The sequence below is a fragment of the Niveibacterium sp. genome, from assembly GCF_041909475.1.
Classification (GTDB): domain Bacteria; phylum Pseudomonadota; class Gammaproteobacteria; order Burkholderiales; family Rhodocyclaceae; genus Niveibacterium.
Map to the genome: position 1 here is coordinate 15,799 of NZ_JAYRDJ010000036.1, position 26,539 is coordinate 42,337.

The 26,539-nt window shown below is 66.0% G+C and carries 28 protein-coding genes; 21 read left to right on the forward strand and 7 right to left on the reverse strand.

What is annotated here, in order from left to right; genetic code table 11:
* Positions 1-2 precede the first annotated feature (2 nt).
* The 7 genes from mreC to ACE3P0_RS17950 all read left to right on the forward strand — a co-directional run bounded on the left by mreC (position 3) and on the right by ACE3P0_RS17950 (position 7,730).
* On the forward strand, positions 3-917 hold the full coding sequence (mreC, locus tag ACE3P0_RS17920) for a rod shape-determining protein MreC (RefSeq protein ID WP_374404119.1): 915 nt from the start codon (positions 3-5) through the stop codon (positions 915-917).
* Between the two features lies 1 nt (position 918).
* Entirely contained in the window at positions 919-1,440 is a 522-nt protein-coding gene (gene mreD, locus ACE3P0_RS17925) for a rod shape-determining protein MreD (protein ID WP_206254144.1), read from the forward strand.
* Positions 1,441-1,456: 16 nt separating this feature from the next.
* Positions 1,457-3,337: a penicillin-binding protein 2 gene (mrdA, locus tag ACE3P0_RS17930; protein ID WP_374404121.1), complete on the forward strand. Its 1,881-nt coding sequence runs from the start codon at positions 1,457-1,459 to the stop codon at positions 3,335-3,337.
* On the forward strand, positions 3,334-4,461 hold the full coding sequence (rodA, locus tag ACE3P0_RS17935; protein ID WP_374404123.1) for a rod shape-determining protein RodA: 1,128 nt from the start codon (positions 3,334-3,336) through the stop codon (positions 4,459-4,461). The genes mrdA and rodA overlap by 4 nt, the downstream gene beginning before the upstream one ends.
* Positions 4,458-5,567 (forward strand): septal ring lytic transglycosylase RlpA family protein, encoded by a 1,110-nt coding sequence (locus ACE3P0_RS17940; protein ID WP_374404125.1) that lies wholly within the window; start codon positions 4,458-4,460, stop codon positions 5,565-5,567. Before rodA ends, ACE3P0_RS17940 begins: the two co-directional genes overlap by 4 nt.
* Before the next feature lie 190 nt (positions 5,568-5,757).
* The gene (locus ACE3P0_RS17945) at positions 5,758-6,873 is read left to right on the forward strand and encodes a YbdK family carboxylate-amine ligase (protein WP_374404127.1); all 1,116 of its coding nucleotides are present in this window, start codon (positions 5,758-5,760) and stop codon (positions 6,871-6,873) included.
* The gene (locus ACE3P0_RS17950) at positions 6,870-7,730 is read left to right on the forward strand and encodes a gamma-glutamyl-gamma-aminobutyrate hydrolase family protein (protein WP_374404128.1); all 861 of its coding nucleotides are present in this window, start codon (positions 6,870-6,872) and stop codon (positions 7,728-7,730) included. The genes ACE3P0_RS17945 and ACE3P0_RS17950 overlap by 4 nt, the downstream gene beginning before the upstream one ends.
* A 2-nt stretch (positions 7,731-7,732) precedes the next feature.
* Here ACE3P0_RS17950 and ACE3P0_RS17955 read toward each other — a convergent pair whose 3' ends face one another.
* Complete coding sequence (locus ACE3P0_RS17955) at positions 7,733-8,203, reverse strand: MarR family winged helix-turn-helix transcriptional regulator (protein WP_374404130.1); 471 nt, start codon at positions 8,201-8,203, stop codon at positions 7,733-7,735.
* Between the two features lie 145 nt (positions 8,204-8,348).
* Between ACE3P0_RS17955 and ACE3P0_RS17960 the strand changes: the two genes are divergently transcribed.
* The 7 genes from ACE3P0_RS17960 (at position 8,349) to ACE3P0_RS17990 (ending at position 14,907) form a co-directional block, all read left to right on the forward strand.
* The gene (locus ACE3P0_RS17960; RefSeq protein ID WP_374404132.1) at positions 8,349-9,659 is read left to right on the forward strand and encodes a chloride channel protein; all 1,311 of its coding nucleotides are present in this window, start codon (positions 8,349-8,351) and stop codon (positions 9,657-9,659) included.
* Positions 9,660-9,768: 109 nt separating this feature from the next.
* The gene (locus ACE3P0_RS17965; protein ID WP_374404133.1) at positions 9,769-10,914 is read left to right on the forward strand and encodes a D-alanyl-D-alanine carboxypeptidase family protein; all 1,146 of its coding nucleotides are present in this window, start codon (positions 9,769-9,771) and stop codon (positions 10,912-10,914) included.
* Between the two features lie 17 nt (positions 10,915-10,931).
* On the forward strand, positions 10,932-11,195 hold the full coding sequence (locus ACE3P0_RS17970; RefSeq protein WP_374404134.1) for a YbeD family protein: 264 nt from the start codon (positions 10,932-10,934) through the stop codon (positions 11,193-11,195).
* A 153-nt stretch (positions 11,196-11,348) separates the two neighbouring features.
* The gene (lipB, locus tag ACE3P0_RS17975) at positions 11,349-11,999 is read left to right on the forward strand and encodes a lipoyl(octanoyl) transferase LipB (RefSeq protein WP_374404135.1); all 651 of its coding nucleotides are present in this window, start codon (positions 11,349-11,351) and stop codon (positions 11,997-11,999) included.
* 9 nt (positions 12,000-12,008) lie between these two features.
* The gene (gene lipA / locus ACE3P0_RS17980; protein ID WP_374404136.1) at positions 12,009-12,959 is read left to right on the forward strand and encodes a lipoyl synthase; all 951 of its coding nucleotides are present in this window, start codon (positions 12,009-12,011) and stop codon (positions 12,957-12,959) included.
* 247 nt (positions 12,960-13,206) lie between these two features.
* Positions 13,207-13,752, forward strand: a complete 546-nt coding sequence (locus tag ACE3P0_RS17985; RefSeq protein WP_374404137.1) for a porin family protein — start codon at positions 13,207-13,209, stop codon at positions 13,750-13,752.
* A gap of 141 nt (positions 13,753-13,893) precedes the next feature.
* Positions 13,894-14,907: an AraC family transcriptional regulator gene (locus ACE3P0_RS17990; protein WP_374404138.1), complete on the forward strand. Its 1,014-nt coding sequence runs from the start codon at positions 13,894-13,896 to the stop codon at positions 14,905-14,907.
* Between the two features lie 12 nt (positions 14,908-14,919).
* Here the strand turns inward: ACE3P0_RS17990 and ACE3P0_RS17995 are convergent, their stop codons facing one another.
* Entirely contained in the window at positions 14,920-15,828 is a 909-nt protein-coding gene (locus ACE3P0_RS17995) for a LysR family transcriptional regulator (RefSeq protein ID WP_374404139.1), read from the reverse strand.
* Positions 15,829-15,946: 118 nt separating this feature from the next.
* Between ACE3P0_RS17995 and ACE3P0_RS18000 the strand changes: the two genes are divergently transcribed.
* Together ACE3P0_RS18000 and ACE3P0_RS18005 are read left to right on the forward strand one after the other, a co-directional pair.
* Positions 15,947-16,882, forward strand: a complete 936-nt coding sequence (locus tag ACE3P0_RS18000) for a DMT family transporter (protein ID WP_374404140.1) — start codon at positions 15,947-15,949, stop codon at positions 16,880-16,882.
* A 148-nt stretch (positions 16,883-17,030) separates the two neighbouring features.
* Positions 17,031-18,062: a low specificity L-threonine aldolase gene (locus tag ACE3P0_RS18005; protein WP_374404142.1), complete on the forward strand. Its 1,032-nt coding sequence runs from the start codon at positions 17,031-17,033 to the stop codon at positions 18,060-18,062.
* Between the two features lie 173 nt (positions 18,063-18,235).
* Here the strand turns inward: ACE3P0_RS18005 and ACE3P0_RS18010 are convergent, their stop codons facing one another.
* The 5 genes from ACE3P0_RS18010 to ACE3P0_RS18030 all read right to left on the reverse strand — a co-directional run bounded on the left by ACE3P0_RS18010 (position 18,236) and on the right by ACE3P0_RS18030 (position 23,910).
* A complete protein-coding gene (locus ACE3P0_RS18010) occupies positions 18,236-18,730 on the reverse strand; it encodes a hypothetical protein (protein WP_374404144.1) in 495 nt (164 codons plus the stop codon).
* Positions 18,642-19,448, reverse strand: coding sequence for a hypothetical protein (locus ACE3P0_RS18015; RefSeq protein ID WP_374404145.1), 807 nt, complete (start codon positions 19,446-19,448; stop codon positions 18,642-18,644). The genes ACE3P0_RS18010 and ACE3P0_RS18015 overlap by 89 nt, the downstream gene beginning before the upstream one ends.
* A gap of 201 nt (positions 19,449-19,649) precedes the next feature.
* Complete coding sequence (locus ACE3P0_RS18020) at positions 19,650-20,216, reverse strand: thermonuclease family protein (RefSeq protein ID WP_374404147.1); 567 nt, start codon at positions 20,214-20,216, stop codon at positions 19,650-19,652.
* Positions 20,194-22,377: a primosomal protein N' gene (locus tag ACE3P0_RS18025; RefSeq protein ID WP_374404148.1), complete on the reverse strand. Its 2,184-nt coding sequence runs from the start codon at positions 22,375-22,377 to the stop codon at positions 20,194-20,196. Before ACE3P0_RS18025 ends, ACE3P0_RS18020 begins: the two co-directional genes overlap by 23 nt.
* 342 nt (positions 22,378-22,719) lie before the next feature.
* The gene (locus ACE3P0_RS18030; RefSeq protein ID WP_374404149.1) at positions 22,720-23,910 is read right to left on the reverse strand and encodes a class I SAM-dependent rRNA methyltransferase; all 1,191 of its coding nucleotides are present in this window, start codon (positions 23,908-23,910) and stop codon (positions 22,720-22,722) included.
* Positions 23,911-24,042: 132 nt separating this feature from the next.
* Here ACE3P0_RS18030 and ACE3P0_RS18035 point away from each other — a divergent pair, with 132 nt between their 5' ends.
* From ACE3P0_RS18035 to ACE3P0_RS18055, 5 genes are all read left to right on the forward strand, one after another.
* Positions 24,043-24,429, forward strand: a complete 387-nt coding sequence (locus ACE3P0_RS18035; RefSeq protein ID WP_374404150.1) for an MAPEG family protein — start codon at positions 24,043-24,045, stop codon at positions 24,427-24,429.
* Positions 24,429-24,830: a hypothetical protein gene (locus ACE3P0_RS18040; RefSeq protein ID WP_374404151.1), complete on the forward strand. Its 402-nt coding sequence runs from the start codon at positions 24,429-24,431 to the stop codon at positions 24,828-24,830. The genes ACE3P0_RS18035 and ACE3P0_RS18040 overlap by 1 nt, the downstream gene beginning before the upstream one ends.
* A gap of 28 nt (positions 24,831-24,858) precedes the next feature.
* Positions 24,859-25,230 (forward strand): VOC family protein, encoded by a 372-nt coding sequence (locus tag ACE3P0_RS18045; RefSeq protein ID WP_374404152.1) that lies wholly within the window; start codon positions 24,859-24,861, stop codon positions 25,228-25,230.
* Complete coding sequence (locus tag ACE3P0_RS18050; RefSeq protein ID WP_374404153.1) at positions 25,167-26,225, forward strand: GNAT family N-acetyltransferase; 1,059 nt, start codon at positions 25,167-25,169, stop codon at positions 26,223-26,225. Before ACE3P0_RS18045 ends, ACE3P0_RS18050 begins: the two co-directional genes overlap by 64 nt.
* 120 nt (positions 26,226-26,345) lie before the next feature.
* Positions 26,346-26,539, forward strand: a 194-nt coding sequence (locus ACE3P0_RS18055; protein WP_374404154.1) for a 4Fe-4S binding protein, incomplete at its 3' end; no start/stop codon positions are given.

Consider the following 26,539-nt stretch of genomic DNA (forward strand, 5'->3'; position numbering starts at 1 on the left):
CCATGTCCGTCGTCGGTCACCAGCCTCCTCCATTCTTCAAGCGCGGCCTGCCGGCATCGGCGCGGCTCACGCTCTACCTCGTGCTGTCGATCGGGCTGCTGGTGGCCGACCTACGTTTCCGCTACCTCGAAACGGTGCGCCACGGCGTCACGGTGCTGACCTATCCCTTGCAGATCGCCGCGTCGACACCCGCGGAATGGGCCAACCGCACCTACGACTACTTTTCCTCGCTGAGCAGCCTGCAGAGCGAGATCAAGAACCTGCGCGCGCGCGCACTGGATGACGCGAAACGCCTGCTGCGCCAGCAGAGCCTGGAGAACGAGAACCATCAACTGCGCGAACTGCTCGCGATGCGCGAGCGCATCGGTGCGCGCAGCATCGCCGCAGAAGTGCTCTACACCGCACGTGACCCGTTTGCGCGCCGCGTGATCATCGATCGCGGCGAGCGCGATGGCATTGAGCAAGGTCTTGCCACCATCGACAACGCGGGTGTCGTCGGGCAGGTGACACGGGTATTCCCGTTGCAGGCGGAAGTCACGCTGCTGACCGACAAGGATCAAGCGATTCCGGTGAAAGTGGTACGCACCGGCCAGCGCGCCGTGATGTTCGGCGCCGGCGGCGGCATGCTCGAACTGCGCTACCTCGCAGCCAACGCCGATGTGGAGCCCGGCGACGTGATCGTCACCTCAGGCCTCGACGGCATCTACCTTCCCGACCTGCCGGTCGCGAAAGTCGTGAAGGTCAACCGCGACGATGCACGCGGCTTCGCGCGCTTTATCTGCCAACCGGTCGCCGGCATCGAGCGCAGCGGTGCCGTGCTGGTGATCGGTCGCAACGTGAAGCCGCTCGAAGACCCGACCGCCAACGACCCGGCGCCGCCGACCACCACGCCGGGCGGCCGCCCGAAGAGGAAGTGACATGCAGCCAACGCACCGCTCCAGCCGCATCCTGCTGCCGGTCCGCATGGGCTGGGTGTGGATCACACTGTTCCTCGGCCTGACGCTGAACCTGGTGCCGACGCGCGCGCTGCCCGGCGTGCCGGATTTTGTCGCGCTGGTGCTGGCTTTCTGGTGTGTGCGCGAGCCGCTGCGGGTGAACATGGGCGCAGGCTTCTGGCTCGGGCTGCTGACCGACATCGGCTACGGTTCGGCGCTCGGTCAGCACGCGCTCGCCTATGTGCTGCTGGCCTTCATTGCGAGCACCATGAGCCGCCGCCTGCTGTGGTTCCCGCCCGCGGCACAGGCGCTGCAGATGGTGCCGCTGTTCCTGATGACGCAGATCGTCATGCTGGTGGTGCGCCTGATTGCCGGCGCCGAGTTCCCGGGCTGGGAGTACTTCTTCACCACCTTCACCACCGCGCTGCTGTGGTTCCCCGCGCACTTCGTGCTCTTGCTGCCGCAGATGCAGCCGATCGAACGCGACCAGAACCGTCCGCTCTGAGCGGCGTCGAAAAGCGATGGAATTCAAGACCCCCGAACAGGAGATTTCGCGCTTTCGCGGCCGTGTGCTGGCAGCGAGCATGTTTGTCTTCTTCTGCTTCGGCCTGCTGGTCGCACGCTTCGTGTGGCTGCAGGTGATCCGACACGATTACTACAGCACCCGCGCGGAGGACAACCGCATCTCGCTGGTGCCGATCGTGCCGAACCGCGGCCTGATCGTCGATCGCAACGGCCTCGTGCTGGCGCGCAACTACTCCGCCTACACGCTGGAAATCACGCCGGGGCGCGTCAAGGATCTGGACGCCACGATCGATTCACTGGCCGGCATCGTCGATATCCAGCCGAAGGACCGCAAGCGCTTCAAGAAACTGCTTGAAGAGAGCAAAACCTTCGAAAGCCTGCCGATCCGTAACCGCCTGACCGACGAGGAAGTGGCGCGCTTTGTCGCCCAGCGCTATCGCTTCCCCGGCGTGGATATCAAGGCGCGCCTGTTCCGCCAGTACCCGGAAGGCGAATTTGCGTCCCATGTGCTGGGCTACATCGGCCGCATCAACGACAAGGAAAAGACGCGCATCGAAGAAGACGAGGACCGCGCAGCGAACTATCGCGGCACCGAGCACATCGGCAAAAGCGGCCTGGAACAGAGTTACGAAGACGAACTGCACGGCACCACCGGTTTCGAGCAGATCGAGGTGGATGCCGGCGGCCGCGCGGTACGTTCGCTTGCGCGCACTCCGCCGGTGCCGGGCCGCAAGTTGGTGCTGACGCTCGACAGCCAGTTGCAGAAGATCGCCGAAGCGGCCTTCGGCAACCGACGCGGCGCCTTGGTCGCGATCGAACCGGGTACCGGCGGCGTGCTGGCGCTGGTCTCCAAGCCGACCTTCGACCCCAACCTGTTCGTCGACGGGATCGATCCGCAAAACTGGGACGCTCTGAACAATTCGCCCGACCACCCGCTGATTCATCGCGCGATCTACTCGTCCTATCCGCCCGGATCAACATTCAAGCCCTTCATGGCGCTCGCCGCGCTGATGACCGGCAAGCGCACGCCGTCGCAGGCGATTTCGGACCCCGGCTACTTCTGGTTCGGCGGCCACCAGTTCCGCGACGACAAGAAGGGTGGCCACGGTTCGGTCGACATGGCCAAGTCGATCATCGTCTCCTGCGACACCTACTACTACGCGCTCGCCAACGACATGGGCATCGACTCGATCGCACGCACGCTCGGTCAGTTCGGCCTGGGCTCGCGCACCGGCCTCGATATCGGCGGCGAAGCCACCGGTGTACTGCCCTCGCCGGAATGGAAGAAGAAACGCTTCAAGAAGCCCGAACTGCAGAAGTGGTACGCCGGCGAGACGATCTCGGTCGGCATCGGTCAGGGCTACAACAACTACACCATGCTGCAGATGGCGCACGCGACCGCCACGCTCGCGGCCGGCGGCGTGATGTACAAACCGCACCTGGTGAAGTACGTGCAAGACCCGCGCACTAATGAAAAGCGCGTCATCGAGCCAGAGCCGATCAAGACGATCCCGATCAAGCCCGAGCAGGTCAAGGTGATCCACGACGCGATGGTGGGCGTGAACAAGTTCGGTACCGGCGCGCGCGCCTTTGCCGGGGCACCCTACGTGGCTGCCGGCAAGACGGGCACCGCGCAGGTTTTCTCGCTCAAAGGCGGCAAGTACGAATCGCACAAGCTCGGCGAACGCCTGCGTGACCATGCGCTGTTCATCGCCTTCGCCCCGGCCGAGGCGCCCAAGATCGCGCTGGCGATCCTGGTTGAAAACGGTGGCTTTGGTGCCGAATCGGCCGCACCGATCGCGCGCCAGGTGCTCGACTACTACCTGCTCGGCAAGGTGCCGGAAGGTGCTGCACCAGAACAACCGGGGGCGGAATGATCCTGCAACGCCTGTGGCGCCGCATTGCCGCGCCGATCGACCCCTTCCTGTTCGCACTGCTGATGCTGCTGATCGGCTTCACGACCGTAGTGCAGCTATCGGCCTCGCCGGACCGCATTCAGGCGCAGCTGATCAACACCGGCGTCGCGCTGGCGGTAATGTGGGTGGTCGCCAACATTTCTCCGCAGCGGCTGCAAAGCCTGGCGCTGCCGCTATATGTGGCGGGCGTACTGCTGCTGGTGGCGGTGGCACTGTTCGGGCAGATCTCGAAGGGCGCGCAGCGCTGGCTGGACCTGGGCATCATGCGGATTCAGCCCTCCGAGTTGCTTAAGATCGCGATGCCGCTGATGCTGGCCTGGTACTTCCAGATTCGCGAAGGTTCGCTCGCGGTGCGCGACTTCATCGTCGCAACCGTGCTGCTGGCGATCCCGGTCGGCCTGATCGCCAAACAACCCGACTTGGGCACCGCGATCCTGGTGCTGTCCGCCGGACTGTTCGTGATCTTCTTCGCCGGCCTCTCCTGGAAGCTGATCGCGCCGGTCATGCTGGCCGGAGCGGTCGGGGTGGGCGCAATCATCGCCACCGAAGACAAGATCTGCGCACCAGACGTGCAGTGGCCGGGCCTGCGTGAGTATCAGAAGCACCGTATCTGTACGCTGCTCGACCCAACCTCCGATCCGCTTGGCAAAGGCTTTCACACCATCCAGTCAGAGATCGCGATCGGCTCTGGCGGCGTGCTCGGCAAGGGCTGGCGCAACGGTACGCAGACGCAGCTGGAGTTCATTCCCGAGCGCCACACCGACTTCGTCTTCGCGGTGATCTCGGAAGAGTTCGGCCTGATCGGCAACATCGGCCTGCTGTTCACCTTCCTGCTCGTGATCCTGCGCGGCCTCCTGATTGCCGCCAACGGCGCAACCGTGTTCGGGCGTCTGCTGGCCGGCGCGATCTCGCTCTCCTTCTTCACCTACGCCTTCGTGAACATGGGCATGGTGACCGGCATCCTGCCGGTGGTAGGCGTGCCGCTACCGCTGGTGAGCTATGGCGGCACCGCCCTGGTGACGCTTTGCCTGGGCTTGGGTATCCTGATGAGTGTTGCCCGCCACCGGACGCTGCTCCAGAAATGATCCGCCGCGTTTTCCGTCACGGTTCCACCCGCCTGCCGATCGGCACGCTATCGGCGCTGGCAACCGCGCTGGTGCTTTCCGCCTGCGCCACCTCGCCCGCTCCGGTCAACCCGCAGCCTGAGGCTCGCCCCGTACCCCCGAGCGCCAGCGGCAGCAAGCCGAAGGTCGTGCAGAAGAAGGGCGGCGGCTACTATAAGGACGACGGACCCGGCGACGACATCCCGGACAACCTCGATTCGGTGCCGGACGCCGAACCGAAGGCCGAACCGCTGCACCGCTTCGCCAACAATCCCTACAGCGTGTTCGGCAAGGAGTACGTACCGGCACAGCAGGTCGCGCCATACCGCGAGCAGGGCCTCGCCTCCTGGTACGGACGCAAGTTCCACGGCAAGCCGACCTCAAGCGGCGAAAAGTACGACATGTACGGCATGACGGCGGCGCACCCGACGCTGCCGATCCCGAGCTACGCGCGCATCACCAACCTGCGCAACGGCAAGTCGGTGATCGTACGGATCAACGACCGCGGCCCTTTCCATTCCGGGCGCGCGATCGATCTTTCGTACGCGGCCGCCTACAAGCTCGACTACCTCGATACCGGCCACACGGATGTCGAGATCGAAGCGATCGTGCCGGAAGGCATCGAGGTTCTCGCCTCGAACATTCCGCCGATCCGCCAACGCGGCCCGGCCCCGAAGCGCACACCGCTCAAACCCGTGCCGCCCGAGCCGGTCGAGGTCGCCAGTGCCAAGCCCGCTCCAACGCCGCCGACAAGCACGCGAACCGAAGCGTCAGTGGTCGCTGCCGCCCCGATCAGCGCGGCCGCCGTTACGGAACTCAAACCGCTCGCCGCCTCAGCCCCTGCCGCGGCAAAAACCAGCGGGATCTTCCTGCAACTGGGCGCCTTCGCCAGCGCCGCCAACGCCGAAAGCTTCCGCAAGTTCGTCAGCCACGAGATGGGATCGTTGGCCGATCAGCTGCAAGTGCTCGCACTCGACGGCCGCTTCCGTCTGCATGCCGGCCCCTATGCGAGCGAAAGCGAGGCCCGCGGCATCGCAGATCGCATCAGCGCAGCCTTGCGCTTCAAGCCCTTCGTCATCACGCGCTGACGGCGGGCCGGGCCCCGCTCCCGACGCCACCACATCACCTCGAATCACCGCACACACATCGGTTTTGTCTTTTTATATTTGCCCAAATATAATTAAGACACTCACTTGGTAGTTCCCTCACCGGCCTGACCTTCAGGCCTCCTGTCCCCGCACCGCAGGTGCGAGTTCATCCACCGACACGGAGGCAGCCATGAGCCTTGCCGCTTTCACGCCATCCACCCCGCTCACGCTGGGAGTGGAACTCGAACTGCAGATCATCGAGCGCAACACCCGTGATCTCTCGCCCCGCGCATCGCAGTTGCTCGACCTGCTTGCGCAACAGCCCTTCCCCGGCGAAGCCAAGCCGGAGATGACACAGTCGATGATCGAGGTCTCCACCGATGTCCATCGCGACGTTGCGAGCCTGCAGGCGCAGTTGCGCGAGATCCGAGACACGCTGACCGGCGCCGCCCGCACCCTGGGCGTGCGTCTTGCCGGTGGCGGTACGCATCCGTTCCAGCTCTGGCAGGAGCGCCGCATTTACCCCGGCGAACGCTACGAGGCACTCGCCAACCGCTACGGCTACCTCGCGCGACAATTCACGGTGTTCGGGCAGCACATCCATGTCGGCGTTGAGTCGGCTGACGATGCGCTGTACCTGACCCATGCGCTCGCCCGCTACGTGCCGCACTTCATCGCGCTGGCAGCCAGTTCGCCTTATTGCCAGGGGGCGGACACCGGTTTTTCCTCGTCGCGGCTCAACAGCGTCTTCGCTTTTCCGCTCTCCGGCCATGCGCCGCCTATCCTTGAATGGGGACGTTTCGAGCACGAGTTTTATGAACCAATGCGCGCCGCAGGCATCGTAGCCAGCATGAAGGACTTCTACTGGGACATCCGCCCCAAACCCGAGTACGGCACCGTAGAGCTGCGCGTGTGCGACACGCCGCTGGATGTCGACCACGCCGCAGCGCTGGCCGCTTATCTGCAAGCGCTGGCGCTGTGCTTGCTGAGTGACCGCCGCGATCCGCCGCAGGAGCGCGACTACCTCTGCTACACCTTCAACCGCTTCGAGGCTTGCCGCTTCGGTTTCGAGGGCGAGTACATCAATCCACGCACACTGGCGCGCAAGAAGCTGCGCGAAGACATCCTCGATACGCTCGATGCGCTGACAGGCGACGCACGCGCGCTCGACTGCGCCGAATCGCTCGCCGCGCTCGCGCGCTTCGCGCGGGGCGAAACGCTCGCCGACTGGCTGCGCGCGCAGATGCACGACCCATTGCCGAGCCACACGCTGGTTGATGCCGCCACGGCGCGCTTTCTCACATGAACGACGACACTCCGCCTCGTCGCCGGGGCCCGTTCGGCCGCCCGCTGCGGATCGGGCTCTCGGCGCGGATCTTCCACCCAGATGCGCAACGCCAAGGCGTGTTCCGGCGCACCCTGCAGATTCTCGAACAGAGCCTGGTGCACTGGATCGGCGCCCAGCATGTGATGGTGTTGATGGTGCCCTCGGTCCTCGGCGACGGGCCGATCCGCCGCAGCGACATCGCGCTCGCCGACTACGCCGACTATCTCGATGGCCTCGTGCTGCAAGGTGGCGCCGATGTCAGCCCGGGGGCCTACGGCCAAACCCCACGCTGCGACGCCTGGGCGGGCGACCCGGTGCGCGACGCCTACGAACTGGAGTTGCTGACCGGCTTCATCGAACGCGGCAAACCGGTGTTGGGCATCTGTCGCGGCATGCAGCTGATCAACGTGGCCTTCGGTGGCACCCTGCATCAGGATCTGCCCTCGCTGTGCGGCACGGGCGAGCGTCATGAGTCGGCCGCCTACGACCGCAACCGCCACGCCGTAACGCTGACCCCGGAAGGCCTGCTCGCGCGCACGCTCGACCCCGCAGCCGGCTGCGACGTGGTATCGATCCATCATCAGGCGGTGGATCGGCTCGGGCGCGATCTTCAGATCGAGGCTTGCAGCACCGACGACGGCATCATCGAAGCGATTCGGCTCGATGCCCCCAACTTCGTGCTGGGCGTGCAATGGCACCCGGAGTTCCATCCGGGCCAAGCCGGCGTGCTCAACTGCGACCCGCTGCTCGACCGCTTTCTCGGCGAAGTCGCAGCGGCGGCGGAGTCAAACTTCTGGCTCGACGCCGGAAGCGGACCACGCAACCGCGAGCCCTAGCGTCATCCGCTGCGGCCGAGCGGAATCTGCCCCGCCTCGGCATCCGCCTCCAGCGCATCGATCAGCACTGACAGATCCTCGCCGAGCCGCTCAAGCGTCGCTTGCGGCAAGCGCGCCAACGCGTCTGGCAACACCCCCTCGAACGGGCCCGGCACCTTGCCGAGCGACAGCTGCCCGGCGGCAAGGATCCGCAGCTCGACACTGCGCCTATCCTCTGCACCGCGCGCCACCGCCACCATCTCGCGCTTGACCAGCGTCTTGACCAGATTGCTCGCCGTGGACTGGTGAATATCCATGCGGCGCGCCAGCTCGCCGATGCCAATGCCCGGATGGTCGCGCACCAGACTCAGCGCCCAGACCTGTGCGCCGCCGAGCCCGGCCTGCATTTCCACCTGCTGGAAGTGCGTGCGGACGGCGTTGAAGACGATGCGGAACTGCCGCAATACATCGGCCGGCGTGGCGGTGTGGTTCATGTTCTTTTCGTGATCTGGCGGAACAGGCGTCGGGGCTGCGCAGCGCAGCGGATTGTGCAAGTGTGGCGTCTGCGCACCGGTGGGCGATGCGGGCGCCGAAACTGATTATATTTGTACAAATTCAAAATGCCGCAAGCGAGCGCCCATGCCCCCACAGCCTCATGTTGCCACCGCCCTGCAGCAGGAACTGTCGGACTGGCGCCTGTGGGCGGCGCGGCTGGTGGTGCTGTCCTTCGCGGCAGCAAGCGGGCTCGCGATCGTCGGCTTCACCTGGCTCGCAGAGGTCGCACTGGCCGCCTTCTTCCGGCTGGAAAGGGCGGCGTGGTGGGCGCCACTACTGTGGACGCCGCTGCTGACGGCCATCATCGTCTGGCTCACGCGCCGTTTCGCACCAGGCGCTGCGGGCTCCGGCATCCCGCAACTCATCGCCGTGCTCGAAAACGAAGCCGCCGCCACGCAACGGCCGCTGTTCGTGTCGATGAAACTGTCGATCGCCAAACTGTTCCTCACCGCAGCGGGCCTGCTGGGTGGGCTGGCGCTCGGCCGCGAAGGCCCTTCGGTGCAGATCGCCGCCGGCATCATGCGCAACGCCCGCCGCTGGCTGCCGGCGCAATCGCAGATCTCGGAACACGGTTTGCTGATGGCCGGCGGCGCAGCAGGCATTGCGGCGGCTTTCAACACACCGCTGGGTGGCGTGATGTTCGCGATCGAGGAGCTGTCGCGCCGGCCGGAACAGCGGCGCAACGGGCTGTTGATCGGCGCGATCGTGCTCGCGGGCCTGATGGCCGTATCGGTGTATGGCAACAACACCTACTTCGGCGTGATCCGCGTCGAGCGATTCAGTTTCCGCATGCTGGCGCCGGCCTTGCTGGTCGCGTTGCTGTGCGGTGCGGCGGGTGGGTTGTTCGCGCGGGCACTGATCGCCATGCAGAGCGGCCGCTCCACAGACCGCTTCTCACGCCTGCGCGGGCGCGCGCCGATCCGTTTCGCGGCGTGCTGCGGCCTGCTGATCGCGCTGATCGGCGTCGTCAGCCAGGGCGCGAGCTACGGCAGCGGCTACGCGCAGACCAAGGCGATGATCGCTGGCGCCAGCGAATCGACGCATCTGTCGGTGCTGCTGCGCTTTGTCGCGACCTGGTTCACCGCCATCTCGGGCGTGCCGGGCGGCCTGTTTGCGCCCTCGCTGTCGATCGGCGCCGGGCTGGGCAACAGCGTCGCGACGCTGATGGCCTACCCGAATGCGCCCACGCTGATCGCGCTTGGCATGGCGGCCTTTCTGGCTGCCGTGACGCAGGCGCCGCTGACCGCCTTCATCATCGTGATGGAAATGGTCGACGGCCACGAGCTGGTACTGAGCCTGATGGCCTGCACGCTGATCGCAAGCGGCTTGTCGCGCCTCATTAGCGCACCGCTTTACGCTGCGCTCGCCGAGCAGCAACTGGCGCGTCTGAAATGAGCCTCCGAAACGCCAGCGCCCAAGTGTTTCAGCATGTACACAGCCCGGCCGCACTGGCCTCGACGGGTATAATCCTGCGCTCCGTCCGCAGCCCCTCCGCAGAATCCCCATGACACGACTGTTCGCCGTCCTGATCTCGCTTTCGCTCGCCCTCACCGCACCCTTCGCGCGCGCCAACGAGCCCACGCCGCCCGCATTGGCCGCCCGCGCCTGGCTGCTCTACGACGTCGGTTCCGGCCAGGTGCTGACCGCCCAGGGCGCTGACGAGCGCATCGAACCCGCGTCGCTGACCAAGCTGATGACCGCCTATGTCACCTTCAGCGCGCTGAAGGCCAAGACGATCTCGATGGACCAGCAAGTCGCGGTGTCTGAGAACGCGCGCAAGTCCAGCCTCGACGGCTCGCGCATGTTCATCATGCCGGGCATGCCGGTAACGGTGCGCGAGCTGATCCAGGGCATGATCGTGCAGTCCGGCAACGACGCCTGCATCGCGCTCGCCGAGCTGATTTCCGGCTCAGAAGAAGCCTTCGTGTCGCGCATGAACAAGGAAGCGCAACGCCTGGGCATGAAGAACAGCCAGTTCCGCAACGCCGCGGGCCTCACCGCCGACGGGCACTACATGAGCCCGCGCGATCTGGCCACGCTTGCCGCGGCGATCATCCGCGACTTCCCCGAGTACTTCTCCTTCTATTCACAGAAGGAATTCACCTACAACAAGATCAAGCAGCCCAACCGCAACCGCCTGCTGTTCATCGATCCGACCGTCGATGGCATGAAGACCGGCCACACCGAAGCTGCGGGTTACTGCCTGGTATCCACCGCCAAGCGCGGCTCGCGCCGCCTGATCTCGGTGGTCACAGGCACCACGTCGGATTCGGTGCGTACCGCCGAATCGCAGAAACTGCTGAACTACGGCTTCCTGTCTTGGGAAACCACCAAGCTCTACGCCGCCAACGCCGCAGTGCAAACCTTCCCGGTGTGGCAGGGCAAGGCAGACAGCGTGAAGGCCGGCTTCACCAACGATCTGGTGCTGTCCGTGCCGCAGGGTGACGCTGCCAAGCTGAAGGTTCAGCTCGAAAGCCGCCAGCCGCTCAAGGCGCCGATCGCCAAGGGCGCACAACTGGGCACCCTGACCGTGACGCTGGACGGCAAGCCGCTCGGCACCTACCCGGTCGTGGCGCTGGAAACGGTCGAGCAAGCGGGCTTCTTCGGCCGCTTGTGGGACGCCATCCGCTACTGGATCAAGAACCTTTGAGCGCTGGAGCAAGCACGATGTCGAACGCCGAACTGCTTGAGTTTCCCTGCGACTTCCCGATCAAGGTGATGGGCGAGACGCGCGACGATTTCGCCCAGACCATCGTCGAGGTGGTGCGGCAGAACGCGCCGGACTTCGACGCCACCGGCGTCGAGATGCGCGCGTCGAGCGGCGGCAAGTACATCAGCCTGACCTGCACCGTGCGCGCCACTTCGCGCGAACAACTCGACAACATCTATCGTTCGCTGACCAGCCACCCCTTCGTCAAGGTGGTGCTCTGAACAGCCATTGGGCCGCGTGGCGCGCGCGCGGCCATAAACGCGCGGGTATGGGGGAATAACCCCACCGCCCGCGGCGTTGCCCGGTCGGCGCCCGACCGATAAAATCCCTTTTTTCGTCAAGCCCTTGCGTCGATGCGGGGCAAGCGCCACCGCATGAACGCCCTGCCCCCACCGCTGCTGCGCAAGCCGCTCGGCCGCGTCGAGTACGAACCGACCTGGCACGCGATGCAGGCGTTCACCCGTGCCCGCAGCGACGATACGCCCGACGAACTGTGGCTGGTCGAGCATCCGCCGGTGTTCACACTGGGCCTTGCCGGCAAGCCCGAACACCTGCTGCGCGAAACCGGCATCCCGCTGGTGAAGATCGACCGCGGCGGCCAGATCACCTATCACGGCCCGGGTCAGGCGGTGGTTTATCTGCTGATCGATCTCGCACGGCGCGAGATCAAGGTGCGCGAACTGGTCAGCCTGATCGAGCAGGCGATCCTCGATGTGCTGCGTGGCTACGGCATAGCCGCGGAATTGCGCGACGGCGCGCCCGGCGTGTATGTCGGCGGCGCCAAGATTGCCGCGCTGGGCTTGAAAATCGCCAACGGCTGCAGCTACCACGGGCTATCGCTCAACTGCGACATGGATCTTTCGCCGTTTTCGGCGATCAATCCCTGCGGCTATCCGGGCCTGGAGTCGGCTCAATTGAAGGACTTTGGCGTCGTCGATCCGCTCGACGTCGTGCATCGCAAACTGGCGGACGCGCTCGAGGCGCGCTTCGCCCACCATCACGCTGCCCGCCGGGCAGCGGCCTGAAAGGACATCATGGCTGAAGTCGGCAAGAAGCTTCGCGGCGCGGACAAGACGGCGCGCATTCCGATCAAGATCGTTCCGGTGGCCGAGAAGCTGCGCAAGCCGGAGTGGATCCGCATCCGCCTCGGCGGCGCAGAGGAAACCGCCCGCTTCAACGAGATCAAGGACACGCTGCGCGACCACAAGCTGCACACCGTGTGCGAGGAAGCCTCCTGCCCGAACATCCACGAATGCTTCGGCAAGGGCACTGCGACCTTCATGATCATGGGTGACATCTGCACCCGCCGCTGCCCGTTCTGCGATGTGGGCCATGGTCGCCCGAACCCGCTCGACGAGAGCGAGCCGGCCAACCTCGCCAAAACCATCGCCGCGATGCGCCTGCGCTACGTCGTGATCACCTCGGTGGACCGCGACGACCTGCGCGACGGCGGCGCGCAGCACTTCGTCGACTGCATCCGTGAAACCCGCGCCGCCTCACCGAATACTACGATCGAAGTGCTGGTGCCGGACTTCCGCGGCCGCATGGAGATCGCGCTGGAGATCTTCGACCAGGCCCCGCCGGACGTCATGAACCACAACCTCGAAACGGTGCCGCGCCTCTACAAGGCCGCACGCCCGGGTTCGGACTACGCGTACTCGCTGCAACTGCTGAAGGAATTCAAGGCGCGTCACCCGGATGTGCCGACCAAATCCGGCCTGATGGTGGGTCTGGGCGAAACCGACGAAGAGATCCTCGAAGTGATGCGCGACCTGCGCGCCCACAACGTCGAAATGCTGACCATCGGCCAGTACCTGCAACCCTCCGGCGGCCACCTGCCGGTGCTGCGCTATGTGCATCCGGACACCTTCAAGATGTTCGAGACCGAAGCGCTGAAGATGGGCTTCAAGAACGCCGCCTGCGGCCCGATGGTGCGCTCCTCGTACTGGGCCGACCAGCAAGCGCAAGGGGCTGGCGTGGTCTGAACCCCGCCCTTGCCCAGCGTTTACGCGGCCCGCCCGGTGGCAACACCCGGCGGGCCGTTCTGTTTTCTACACCCGCTTACATCTGCTTCGGCAGCTTTGGCTCGGCCAGCCAAAGCCGTGTCCCGCCCGGACAAGCGATTTCACCGCCCCCCTCCTTAGCATTCACCTCACCGAAAGACAGCGCGGATTCAGACAGTTACCAGAGTCCTCTGCCGCGCGGGATTCGTGAGAGACGAAAGGAACAAACATGAAAACCCAACTGATCATCGCCGCCGCAGCCGCCACCTTTGCCGGGGGCGCCATCGCGGCAGACCAGGGCTTTTACGTGGGCGGCAACGTCGGTGCCTCGAAGGCAGACATCAGCGGCGCCGGCGAAATCAAGGACACGCCGACGACCTGGGGGGTCTATGGCGGCTACGACTTCACGCGCAACTTCGCAGTCGAGCTGGGCTACCAGGATCTGGGCAAGTCCAAAGCCGGCGGCCTCGAATCGAAGAATGAAGCGGTGTCGGTGGACCTCGTCGGCAAGTATCCGGTGACCGAGCGCTTCGACCTGTACGGCAAGGTCGGCCTGGCCTACATGGACCGCGACCTGCGCGGCGCCGGTTACGACGAGAGCAAGTCGGGTACGGCCGCGAAGGTCGGCTTCGGCGGCGAGTTCAAGGCCACGCAGAACGTCGGCATCCGGGCAGAAGTCGCTCACTACGCGGGCGGCCCGACCTTCGACGCCACCAACGCCAGCTTCGACAGCAACCAGACGCTGTTCACGATGGGTGTGAACTACAAGTTCTGACCCTCACGCGCAGCACATCTTGAAACGCATCGGGCGGTCGGAAGGCCGCCCTTTGTCATTTGTGTAAACGCGTGCAGTCGGCAACGCCGGGCGACAAATCTCCCCCTAGAATGGGGGGACATTTCCTTCAGGCGACCGACCATGCAGGACACTTGGCTCAGCAGCGTGCTGCTGCTCGTTCACACCGCCCTTGCCGACCGCGGACTGGACGCTGATGCGATTGCCGCAGGTGCAGGCATCGAACCTGCCGTGCTGCACGACCCGAATGCGCGGATTCCGCTGGCACCCGCGGCGCAGTTCTGGGAAGCCGCCGTGCGCGCCATCGATGGCGATCCCTGCTTCGGTCTTGATGTGGCAGAACGACTCAACCCGACAACGCTGCACGCAGTCGGTTTTGCATGGCTCGCCAGCGCAAACCTGCGTGAAGCGGGTCGGCGGCTGGTTCGCTACTTCCGTATCGTCAGCGCGGTGGACGAAATCGAGATCCGCACCGAGGCCGGGCGCACCTGGCTGGTGTTCAACACCGAAGACGGCTTCACGCTGCCGCGCAGCTACGACGCGCGCATGGCCTCGCTGGTGCGTCTGTGTCGCGCGATCGCAGGGCCCGACTTCAAGCCTGCCGCGGTCCGCCTGCGCCATCCGCGCAACGCGGCCGCCGAGCGGATGCAGGCGTTGTACGGCGTGGCGCCCGAATTCGGCGCCGGCGAATACGCCATCGCGATCGACGATGCGGATCTCGATCGCCCGCTGCCCAGTGGCAACGCCGAGCTGGCGCTGTCGGCCGAGAACATCGCGTCCGAATACCTCGCGCGCCATGCGAAGGACGACATCCTTGCGCGCGCGCGGCGTGCGCTGATCGAGCTGCTGCCGTCGGGCGGTGTGAGCCGTGGCGTGATCGCGCAGAAGTTGTTGTTGTCCGAGCGCACCTTGCAGCGGCGCCTGGCCGACCAGGGCTTCACCTTCGCGAGCCTGCTCGAAAGCCTGCGCCAGGAACTGGCCTATGACTACCTGCGCACCGGCACGCACTCGATCAACGAGATCGCCTACCTGCTCGGCTTTGCCGAAATCGCGAGCTTCACGCGCGCCTTCCGCCGCTGGAGCGGCGTCGCGCCGTCCACCTGGCGCGACGCGCAGTTCGGTGGTGTCGCCGCCTGAGCGGGCACAGGCTCACACGCCCGACCGCCCGGACTGCGAAATCAGCGTCAGGTGGGTAATCAGCTCGCGCTGGTAGGGCGACAGCGTCTGCTCACGGCGAAAGCACAGCTTCATCTCGCGGCTACCCCAGGCATCGTTGAGTTCCACCACGGCCAGCGGCACGGCGGCCGAACCCGCCTGGGCGGCCGAGTGTGGCACCACGGCAACGCCAACCCCGGCGCTGACCATGCGACACACCGCGTCGAAAGCACGCACCTGCGCGCGGATGCGCGGCCGACGCCCCGCCTCGCGCGCACGATCGAGCAGGAAGCCGTGGATCGCACTATCCGCCGACAAGCTCACGTAGTTCTCCGCCAGGGTGTCGGCGTAGTGCAGCCGCCCGCGGCTGGCGAACGGGTGCTGCGGGCTGCAGATCAGCACCAGCCGATCGGCGCGGTAGGGCAGGAAGGCCAATTCAGGGCCACCCACCTCGCCCGCCACGATGCCGACGTCCGCCGCGCCGGACACCACCGCGCTGACAATCGCGGGACTGGAATGCTCTTCGAGCAGCACATCAACCTGCGGCTGCGCGGCAAGAAAACCGGCCAGATCCTGCGGCAGGCTGCCGCCGATCGCATTGGTGTTGGCAAACAGACGCACCACACCGGCCACGCCGCGCGCAAAGGTGCCGAGTTCGGCATCCAGCAGCGCCACCTCCGACAACACCCTGCGCGCATGGCGCAGCATTGCCTCGCCAGCCGGCGTCAGCGCCACGCCGCGTGGCCGCCGTTCGAACAGCGCCGCGCCGGCCGCATCTTCAAGCCGCCGTATGCGCGCCGAGGCGCTGGCGGGCGCCAGGTGCACCCGCTCGGCGCCCTGCGTCAAATTGCCGCTGGCCGCGATCGCGCCAAACAGCTGAAGATCGGTCAGGTCGTATCGCATGTTGCTTGCGTTCGTTAAAAGCGAATGATTACTTCGGAAAATACCAATTGTCCATACGGCACGGAATCGACTCCAATTGGGATCCAGTCAATTTGGCGCAATTTGCCTCGACCGATTCGTGTTCCGAAATTCCGAAACCACCGGCTTCTGGCTCGCGATATTCGCCGCGCTTGGCTTCTCCGCCAAGGCGATCTTCGTGAAGCTGGCCTTCCCGTACGGTGTCAGCCCGCTTGCGCTGCTTGCGCTGCGCATGGCTTTCGCCGCGCCGGTGTTCGGCTTCATCGCGCTGCGCAGCTCGCGCAATGCCGCGCCGCTGTCGGCAGGGGACTGGATCGCGCTGAGCGCGCTCGGCCTGCTCGGCTACTACGGCGCATCGCTGCTGGATTTCATGGGCCTGCGCTACATCTCGGCCGGCCTCGAACGCCTGATCCTGTTCACCTACCCGACGATCACGATGCTGATTGCGGTTTTCGTGTTCAGCCGCACTTTCTCGCTGCGCGACATCGGTGCGCTGACGCTCACGTGGCTCGGTATCGCGCTGGCCTTCGCACACGACTTGCAGCTCTCCGCCGACGCAGGCGCGGTGGCGATCGGCGGTGCCCTGGTGTTCGCCTCGGCGGTCTGCTACGCGCTCTACCTCACCGGCTGTGGCGAGATGGTGTCGCGGCTCGGTAGCCGGCGCTTCACGGCGCTCGCGATGTGCGTATCGACCGCGACGACCTTCCTGCATTTCGGCATGACGCAACCGCTCGACAGCCTTGCGCAGCCGATGCCGGTGATCTGGCTGGCGCTCGCGATGGCGGTATTCTCGACCGTGCTGCCGGTCTTCATGCTGAGTGCGGCAATCCGCGAACTGGGCGCCACGCGCACGGCGATGCTCGGCAGTGTCGGCCCGGTCCTGACGATCGGCCTCGGCGCGATCTTCCTGAATGAACCCCTGTCGGCCGCGCAATTGGCCGGCACCGTGCTGGTCGTGCTGGGCGTGTCACTCGCCAGCCGCCCCGCCACCAAGAAACATGAGGCCCCCGCAGCGCTCAAGCGTGCGCGAGTCTAGTACCGGTGTTTCCTCCCTCAGGTCTCGTACCTTGAGTTCGGCGCGACGTTCCGACGTCGCGTTTTTTTTGGTCGCGTGGCTGTAAGTGGGCGCTCGATCGCCGATGCTAGACTGGCTTTCACCCGTCAACCAACGCGGACACCCCGCCATGCAACATACCGAATTCGCCAGCGACAACACATCGGGGATCTGCCCCGAGGCGATGGAGGCCCTGCTCGCCGCCAACAGCGGCACGCTCGCCTCTTACGGCAACGACGAATGGACACGCCGCGCCTGCGACGCGATCCGCGCGACCTTTGAAACCGACTGCGAAGTCTTCTTCGTCTTCAACGGCACCGCGGCCAACTCGCTGGCGCTCGCCTCGCTGTGCCAGAGCTACCACAGCATCGTGTGCCACAAGCTCGCACACGTTGAAACCGACGAATGCGGCGGGCCCGAGTTCTTCTCGAATGGCCCCAAACTGCTGCCCGCCGGCGGCGCCGACGGCAAGCTCGACGCTCGCGGCATCGAGAAGCTCGTCGCCGCCCGCACCGACATCCACTACCCGAAGCCGCGCGCGGTCACCATCACGCAATCGACCGAAGTCGGCACCGTGTATTCGCTCGACGAGGTGCGCGCGATCGGCGCCGCCTGCAAGGAGATGAACCTCTCCCTGCACATGGACGGCGCCCGCTTTGCCAACGCCGTGGCCAGCCTCGGCGTCAGCCCCGCCGACCTGACCTGGCGCGCCGGGGTCGATGTGCTGTCATTCGGCGGCACGAAGATGGGCATGCCGGTCGGCGAGGCGGTGGTGTTCTTCGACCACGAACTCGCGCGCGACTTCGCCTACCGCTGCAAGCAGGCCGGCCAACTGGCCTCGAAGATGCGCTTTCTGGCCGCACCGTGGGTCGGCATGCTTGCGGACGACGCCTGGCTCGCGCGCGCCAGCCACGCCAACGCGATGGCGCGCCGCCTCGGCAACGCGCTCGCGCGCCTGCCCGGTGTGGCGCCGCTGTTCCCGGTGCAAGCCAACGCGGTATTCGTCAGCATGCCGCAGCAAGCAGCGGATGCCTTGAAGGACAAGGGCTGGGCCTTCTACAGCTTCATCGGCGCGGGTGGCGCTCGCTTCGTGTGCTCCTGGGCGACGCAGCCAGAGCAGGTGGATGCGCTGGTGGCGGATGTGAAGGCCTGCCTGGGCTGAACGGTGCGCCACCGGTTTTGCCGAGACTTGAAAGGAAGCCGGCGCCGACATTGATATCGGAGTCGGTGTCCAACTTGAATCTGAATCCCTGGTCGCGGATCGCCTTCGCCCATTGGCCCTGCGTCCGCAACTCGGCTGCGAGAAGGAAGAGACGGATCTCTCGGGACACCGTTTCAGCCTTCAGTGAGCTTGAATGTGGCAAGCGACTCGCGGTACCAGCGGTCGAGCAGATCGAGATGAGTGCCGTTGTCGATGGCGGCCAGCAGCGTTGATAGGTCTGCGGCATAGCGCTCAGGCCAGTTGTCCTTGTCGGGCGTTCCGTCAGCTCTGAATTTGGCGCCATCCTGCTGAAAAGCAGCCACCGCTCGCTCGATGTAGACGCGCCCTCCCGTGACACCGCCTGCACAGAGCAAGGAGCAACCAACGCGGGAGACCTCATGTGTATAGGGGATGTCGAGCGGCAGGTCCTTGTATTCATCGACAAACGCCAACGGCTGCGCCATCCGCTCAAAGAAGGTCATGCCGCCTGTGCGGAACTGCTCGACAACCTGGCGCATGGAGTCGAACGCTTGCGCGTCGTCAGCACCGGACCATGGCAGCCAACTGCGTTCGCCGGGGGGCTCGAAATAGACCTGCCTCCCGTAGGACAGGAAATCGCGGCGCGGCATCAAGAGCTCTGCCCCCCCGTGCGTAGAAACCATTTGGGTCGCGTCGACATCTCTCAAGGTAGAAGTACTGCGCAATGCGGTTTCTAACACGGTAGTACCAACGCTTCTTGAGCAGCTTGAAGCCATGTTCGGCCAGCACCGGCAGCAGAATCTGGCCGATTGCCTTGTCCAGCGGCTCGGGGCCGCGACGCGCGCTGGCCTTCGCCGAAAAGCGTGCGCGCGCACGCGCCAGCGCTTCTTCCGCGGTGAAGATTTCGCCCGTCTGCATGTCGACGACGCGGCCACCCGCAATCGACGCCAAGCTGGCCAGCGCGGCGAGCGCGAGCGGGAAGTCGTCGTCGCCTTGGGCGCACAGGGTCACGCACCAGTCCATCGGCGGCTCGGCAAAGCACAGTTCGTCGTGCTCTTGCTGCGTCATCGCGTCGCTGAGCAACTCGAAACCCGCCTCGTCACCGCACGGGATGAAGCCCGCGCTGCCCCTGATGTCGAAATCGGTGTCGAGCTTGAATTTGAAGCCCTGCTCGCGAATCGCCTTCGCCCATTGTCGCGGCGTCGGCAGGTTGGCTTCAAGAAGGTAGAGACTGAGGTCTAGGGACACGTGCAAGTGGGTTTGCAGGAATTGTTCGGGAGGCCGCGCGCGCGCAGTTGTTCCAAGCAGAACTGCTTCATCGCGACGCGCAAAGGGAGGGCGCGAGATTAACGTCCATGCCAAAGACATAGACGCTCGACTCGTAACAGATCTGCCAAGTCGATCACGCCCGCACCACCGTGCCGGCAGTTGGGCCTGGCAAAGCTGAGTGCCCCTGACGCCGGTGCGCGTGTGGCGGTGCCGTGCTTCAGCAGATCACTTGCGCGCCAGTCCCCTGCTGACGAGGGAGGCGCTCACACCGAAGGTAAGCCGGCAATGCGCGCTTGGTGGCTACCCCCGCCACCCACTCCGCCAGACCCACGGCGGGATCGGCGAGGCGTCGCGCCAGAGGCCAATGCGGCGGCGGCGTACCTCCTGTTCGGAGTACTCGTACTGCCCCTGCGCCTGCGGATCCTGGCGCTTGGCGTAGGCGCGATACCACCAGGCGAGGCCAGCGGCGATTTGCGCGTGCCCCAGGTCGAGGTTGTGCGGGCAGTCGGCGCGGCCGGCGCAGGGCATGTCGGGCGAGCTGACCCACGCGACGCCGACATAGCGGCCGTACTGATCGCGCTCACGCCATTCAACGGTGACCGATGCGCCAAGCGCGAGGCGTTTGAGGTTCTCGCCCGAATCACGGCCCCAGGGCTGGTCGTGCTCGGGCGCATCCACGTAGGCAAGGCGCACCCGTCGCACGTTGCCGCTGCGATCGCGCACATGCAGCGTGTCGCCGTCGTCCACCGCGCGCACCTCGCCGTTGAAGCGGCCGCCACGGGCCTGCGCGCCAAGGCTGCCGAACAGCGCGGTGAACGCGACGAGCGAAATCAGGAGGCGGCGCTTAGAGATCGATCGGATCGACATCGACATGCCAGCGCAGCATGCGCGGCGACTTCATCGCATGCAGCAGCGGCACCCAATGGGCGAGCAGTTGCTGCAGCGCGCCGCGGGTGTCCGCTTCGATCACGAGTTGTGCCCGCTCCAGCCGCGCACGCCGCACCAGCCGCATTGGCACCGCGTCGTACAGCCGCACAGCGTCGGCGTAGGGCTCGGCGGCTTCGCGCGCAGCGTTGAGGAAATCGATCGCCTGCGCGACTTCGGGCGCCTCGGCGCGCAGCACAGCCTGTGCGCCGCAGGGCGGGAAGTGCGCCTGTGCACGTTCGTCGAGCTGCGCGTTGGCGAAGCCTTCGAAGTCGTGCCGGCGCAGCGCGTCGAACAGCGGATGTTCGGGGAACTCGGTCTGGATCAACACTTCGCCAGCAAGCCCGGCACGCCCGGCGCGCCCGCCGACCTGCATCAACTGCTGGAACAGGCGTTCCGGTGCGCGGTAGTCGGCCGCGAACAGCGAGGCATCCGCGCCGATCACGCCAACCAGCGTGAGTTTGGGGAAGTCGTGCCCTTTCGCCAGCATCTGCGTACCGACCAGGATGTCGGCCTCGCCGGCTTCAATCGCGTGGCGCAGCGCCGCCCAGTGCGCCGGCGTCTTGATGCTGTCGCGGTCGGCCCGCAGGATGCGCGAATTGGGAAAGCGCGCAGCGAGGTATTCCTCGACGCGCTGGGTGCCACGGCCGAAACCGTGCAGATCCTGATTGCCGCACTGCGGGCAGGCACGCGGCACCGGTGCTTCGGTGCCGCAATGGTGGCAGCGCAGGATGCGTTCGGAGAGGTGGAACACCCGGTGCGCCGAGCAATGGTCGCAATCGCTGACCCAATTGCAGGCGGGGCAGGCCAGCACCGGCGCGTAGCCACGGCGGTTCAGAAAGATGAGGCTTTGCTCGCCGCGTTCGATCCGCGCGGTGATCGCGGCCTCCATCGGTGGCGACAAGCCGTCCTTGAGCTTGATCCGGCGGGTATCGATCAAGCGCACCACGGGCGGGGCAGCCGCTGCGGCGCGACGTTCGAGCTTGAGCATGCGGTAACGCCCGCTCTGCGCGGCCTGCCAGGTTTCCAGCGAGGGCGTCGCCGAGCCCAACACGATCGGCACGCCGGCTTGCTGCGCACGCCACACGGCGAGATCACGCGCCGAGTAACGCAAGCCATCCTGCTGTTTGTACGAGGCATCGTGCTCTTCGTCGACCAGGATCAGGCCGAGCCGCGGCAGCGGGCTGAAGACGGACAGCCGCGTGCCGATCACGATGTCCGCGCTGCCGTCAAGTGCCGCGATGAAGCCACGGCAACGCGCGCCGTCGGTCGCGCCGCTGTGCAGGGCGACGCGGCGGGCACGCGGGAAGCGCGATGCGACGCGGGCTTCGAGCTGCGGCGTGAGGCCGATCTCGGGCACCAGCAGCAGCGCCTGTTTGCCGGCGGCCAGCGCGCGCTCGATCAGGCGCAGGTAGACCTCGGTCTTGCCGCTGCCGGTGATGCCGTGCAGCAGGCACGGCGCGAAACGCCCAGCCGCCGCCCACACGGCATCCACCGCGACGATCTGCTCGTCGTTGAGCGTCGGCGCGGCGCTCAGATCGGCCGCGGCACAGGACGGCGCCTCGTCGACCCAGCCGCGCTGGCGCGCTTCGCGCACCGCCACCGCGCCGAAGGCCTCGACCAGCGCCGAGCGCGGCTGCTCGCCCGCCAGCAGATGCTCGGCAAGCGCACGCACGCGCGATGCGCGGCCGGGGCTCGCCAGCGCGGCGTGGCCGGCCGGGCTGAGCGCCAGCCAGGGGTCGGCACTGCGGTCGTCCATCAATTCGGCACCGCGCAGGCCAGGCGGCAGCGCGACGGCAACCGCTTCGCCGAGCGGATGGTGGTAGTAGCGTGCCGCGAACTGCACCAGCGCGAGCCAGTCGGCCGGCAAGGCCGGCACTTCGCGCAGGATCGGGCCGAGCGGCTTGAGGCGGGCCGGATCGACCGCCGCGAGATCGGGTAACGCGAGGATCACGCCGATCTTTTCGCCGCTCGCAAACGGCACGCGTAAAAGGCGGCCGATGTCCGCCGCCGAGATATCCACCGGCGCCAGGTAATCAAAGCTGCGCGGTAAGGGCACAGGCAGCGCGACACGAACGACGCAATTCAAACGATCAACTGTCACGACTGCATTTTTCTATTTTTATTCAGCACGTTGCACATCAAACATGAGATACAGCCGTCACAGTTTGTTTTAACCCTTTCGTAACAAAGGGGCTTTTCAACAATTGTGGATAACTTTGTGGGTGATTGGGGATGCTTTACTGCGGGACGCACCAATTCGGGTCCGCGTCAATCCCGCAGCGCAACATCCAAAAATATAACTTCCGTTTAATTTCAATCGCTTACACCGAACAAAGAAAGTCAACGCCTGGCGACCACGTTTTTTCCATTCACAGGCCGCCAGATGTGCATAACTCGGGATCGCGTCATCGCGCACTTGTCAAGCGAGCGCCCTTGAGCACCCTCAAACGACCTGGCAAACCAGGCCCTTGAGGTACTCCCCTTCCGGAAAGGCGAGGCCGATCGGATGGTCCGGTGCGGCCGACAGGCGGTGAATGATCTGCGCGTCGCGGCCGGCGTCCGACGCGGCGCCGGACAGGATGGTCTGGAACAGCTCCTGCCCGATACCGCCGGAGCAGGAGTAGCTCATCAGGATGCCGCCCGGGTTGAGCAGCCGGAAGCCGAGCAGGTTGATGTCCTTGTAGGCGCGCGAGGCGCGCTGCGCATGTGCGGCACTGGGCGCGAACTTGGGCGGATCGAGCACGATCAGGTCGAAGCGGCGACCTTCGGTGCGCAGCTCGCGCAGCGCGGCAAAGACGTCAGCCTCCCACCAGGTGGCGCGGGCAGCATCCAGCTGCGGGTTGCGTTCGACGTTGCGCTGCGCGCTCGCCAGTGCGTGGGCGGACGAATCGATCGACAGCACTTCGCGCGCGCCGCCCGCCAGCGCCTGCAGCGAAAAACCGCCGGTGTAGCAGAAGCAGTTCAGCACGCTGCGGTCGCGCGCCAGATCGCGCGTGAGCCGGCGGTTCTCGCGCTGATCCAGATAGAAGCCGGTCTTGTGGCCGCTCACGGCGTCCACGCCCAGCAGCACGCCGTGTTCCTCGATCGCCAGATCGGGGTCCGGCTCGCGGCCGGCCAGCACGCCAACGGTGGGCTCCAGCCCTTCGAGCGTGCGCACTTCGGAATCCGAACGCTCGTAGATGTTGGCGCAGCCTGTGGCCTGCAGCAGCCCGGCGACGATCGCATCGCGCCAGCGGTCGGCGCCGGCGCTGGTGAGTTGCAGCACGATGGTGTCGCGGTAGCGGTCGGCGATCACGCCGGGCAGGCCGTCCGATTCGCCGTGGATCAGCCGCATGCCGTCCTGGCCGGCGAGCATCGGGTGCGCCGTGCGGCGCGCCACGGCGGCGGCAACGGTGCGCTTGAAGAAGGCGTGGTCGATCGGCGTTTCGGCATCGAAGCTCCACATCCGCGCGCGGATCTGCGAAGCGGGCGAGAACGCGGCACGGCCGAGCACGACGCCGCGCTCCGACACCACATCGACGGTGTCGCCTCCCCGCGCGCGGCCGGTCAGGGTCGCGACCGAGCCGGCGAAAATCCACGGGTGGCGGCGCATGACGGAGCGCTCCTTGCCGGGCTTGAGAATGAGTTGGGCCATGGGGGCGTTCCTGCGGGCAAAACGGGATTTTCGCATGGCCCGGCAGTCCGGCGCGATGCCGTGCGCGGGCGACAAGGGGCCGACACCACGCCAAGCCGATTACACTGCCGCCCACACCACGGAGACCCGACCATGAAAATCAGCTTCCTGTGCGTCCTGATTGCCGCGATCCAGCCTTTCCTGTGGGCTGGCGCCGCGAAATTCGGCGGCCAGCGCAGCGGCACCCGTTACGACAATCGCGCGCCGCGCGACACGCTGGCGCACCTGAGCGGCTGGCCGCTGCGCGCCAACTGGGCCCAGCAGAACAGCTTCGAAGCCTTCCCGATCTTCGCCGCCGCGGTGCTGATGGCTTACGCCACAGCAGTGCCGGCGGCGGTGATCGACTTCTGGGCCGTTTGTTTCGTCGTCGCCCGCTTCGCCTACTTCGGCTGCTATGTCGCCAACCTTGCCACGCTGCGTAGCCTGGTCTGGTTCGTCGGTGTCGTCGCCTGCGTGCGGCTGATGTGCGCGGCGATCTGATGCGCCGCAGCGCCCTGGCAATCGGCGTGCTGGGCCTGCTTGCCACGCCGATCGCCTTTGCGCTGCTGCCGCGCATAAGACCGAGCGTAGCCGGCACCCCCGACCCATACACCGCCGCAACACTGTTTGCCTTCCTCGCGCTGCCCTGGCTGATCGTGCTGGCGGCCGCATGGCGTGGCGCAAGCCGCTTCGCGATCGCGAGCGGCATTCCGATGCTCGGCGTCGAGGCAGCGGCACTGGGCGTTGCGTTGTTGCACCCGGTCGGCACGCTGGCTGCACTGCTGTACCTCGTGAAGCCTATCGGGCAGGTGCTCGTCTGCCTACCGCTCGGCGGCGTGATCACTTGGGCAATCAGCCGCGCGCGGGTAATTGCGGCGGGCCGCGCCAGCAGCCCAAAATGAAGGCCACCGCCGCCAACGGAGACGCCCCATGAGCACAACCTTATCGAGCCTCGGGCAGATCGCCCTGCATGTGGCCGACGCCGACGCGTCCGAACGTTTCTATCGCGATGCGCTCGGCCTGCCCTTCCTGTTCCGCTCCGGCAATCTCGTCTTCTTCGACTGCGCCGGCGTGCGCCTGATGCTGCAGGGCGGCCCGGCCCCGCGCTCGCCCGGCAACACCGTATGCCTGTACTTCAAGGTGCCGGCGATCGAGCCCGCGATGGACGAGTTGAGCGATCTCGGCGTCGAGTTCGAAGGTGCGCCGCAGCTGATCGCCCGCATGCCGGACCACGAACTGTGGATGGGCTTCTTCCGCGACCCGGATGGTTACCTGCTCGCCTTGATGGAGGAGCGGCGCTGAACGCCCCGCAAAACACCGGCGCCGAGGCGCCGATCGTCATCGACATCGAGGCCTCCGGCTTCGGGCCGCGCAGCTATCCGATCGAAATCGGGCTCGCGCTCGGCGACAACCGCGCGCTATGCACGCTGGTCTGCCCTGAAGCCGAATGGACCCACTGGGATGCCAGCGCCGAGGCGATTCACCATATCTCGCGCGACAGCCTGCTCCAGCATGGCCGGCCGGCCGCACAGGTGGCCGAAATGCTCAATCGCGAGCTTGCCGGCAAGGTGGTCTACACCGACGGCTGGGCGAACGACTACACCTGGCTGGCGCTGCTGTTCGACGCAGCTGGCCGCGTGCCCGCCTTCCGCCTCGACAACCTGCGCACCCTGCTGAGCGAGGAAGAGGCCAATCGCTGGCACGACACCAAGGCCCAGGTGCAGGCCGAACTGCACATCGAACGCCACCGCGCCAGCAACGACGCACGGGTGCTGCAACTGACTCTGCTGCGCCTCAAGCACGGGCTGCAACCGCTCGGCGAACGCGGGCGCAGCCACGAAGCACATCTGCTCGACGAGATGGCAAAGCTCGATGCGCTGACGCTGGGTGATCTGATCGCCGCGCAGCGCGGCATTTTCTCGGCCGAAACCCAGCGCGAGCACCACGCCGCTGCACTTGCCTGCGGTGGCCGCGTAATCGCCGAACACCTGCAGCACAGCCTTGCGGGCTATGTGCTGCTACGCCCCGGCGAGCCGCAGAGCTGGGAAATCCTGTCGATCAACATCCACCCCTGGTATCGCAGCACCGGCCTGCATCGGCGCCTTCTCACCCGCACACTCGCGCACCTGATCTCCCACGGTGCCGTTACGCTGCGCAGCCGTGTGCTGCCGGGGCACGAGGTCGCGATGCGGTTGCACGAAAAACTCGGCTTCGCGCGCGAAAACGCCGGCGACGACAGCAACCTCCACTACCTGATCCGCGTCGCCGACCTGGCGCGCAGGCTCCGCCAAGCCTGACCGGGCATTTTGCGCCGCACAATAACCCTTCGATCCGTAAGGGCTAAGTACACCGCATTGATGTTCATCAATGCTTCTGCGGCTCCACGCGCGCCCAATGCAAACGCACAAGGGTGGTGCATGGATCCGATACGACGCCGACTTCTGGGGGGAAGACACCCTTCCGCCGCACAGCGCTACCTGCCACCGTGGGCCGGAGATGCGCAAGCCTTCCTGCAACGCTGCACGCGCTGCGGTGATTGCGTGCGCGCCTGCCCCACCGGTCTGCTGGAGCCCGACGTCGACGGCTATCCATCACCACAGTTCGCGCGCGC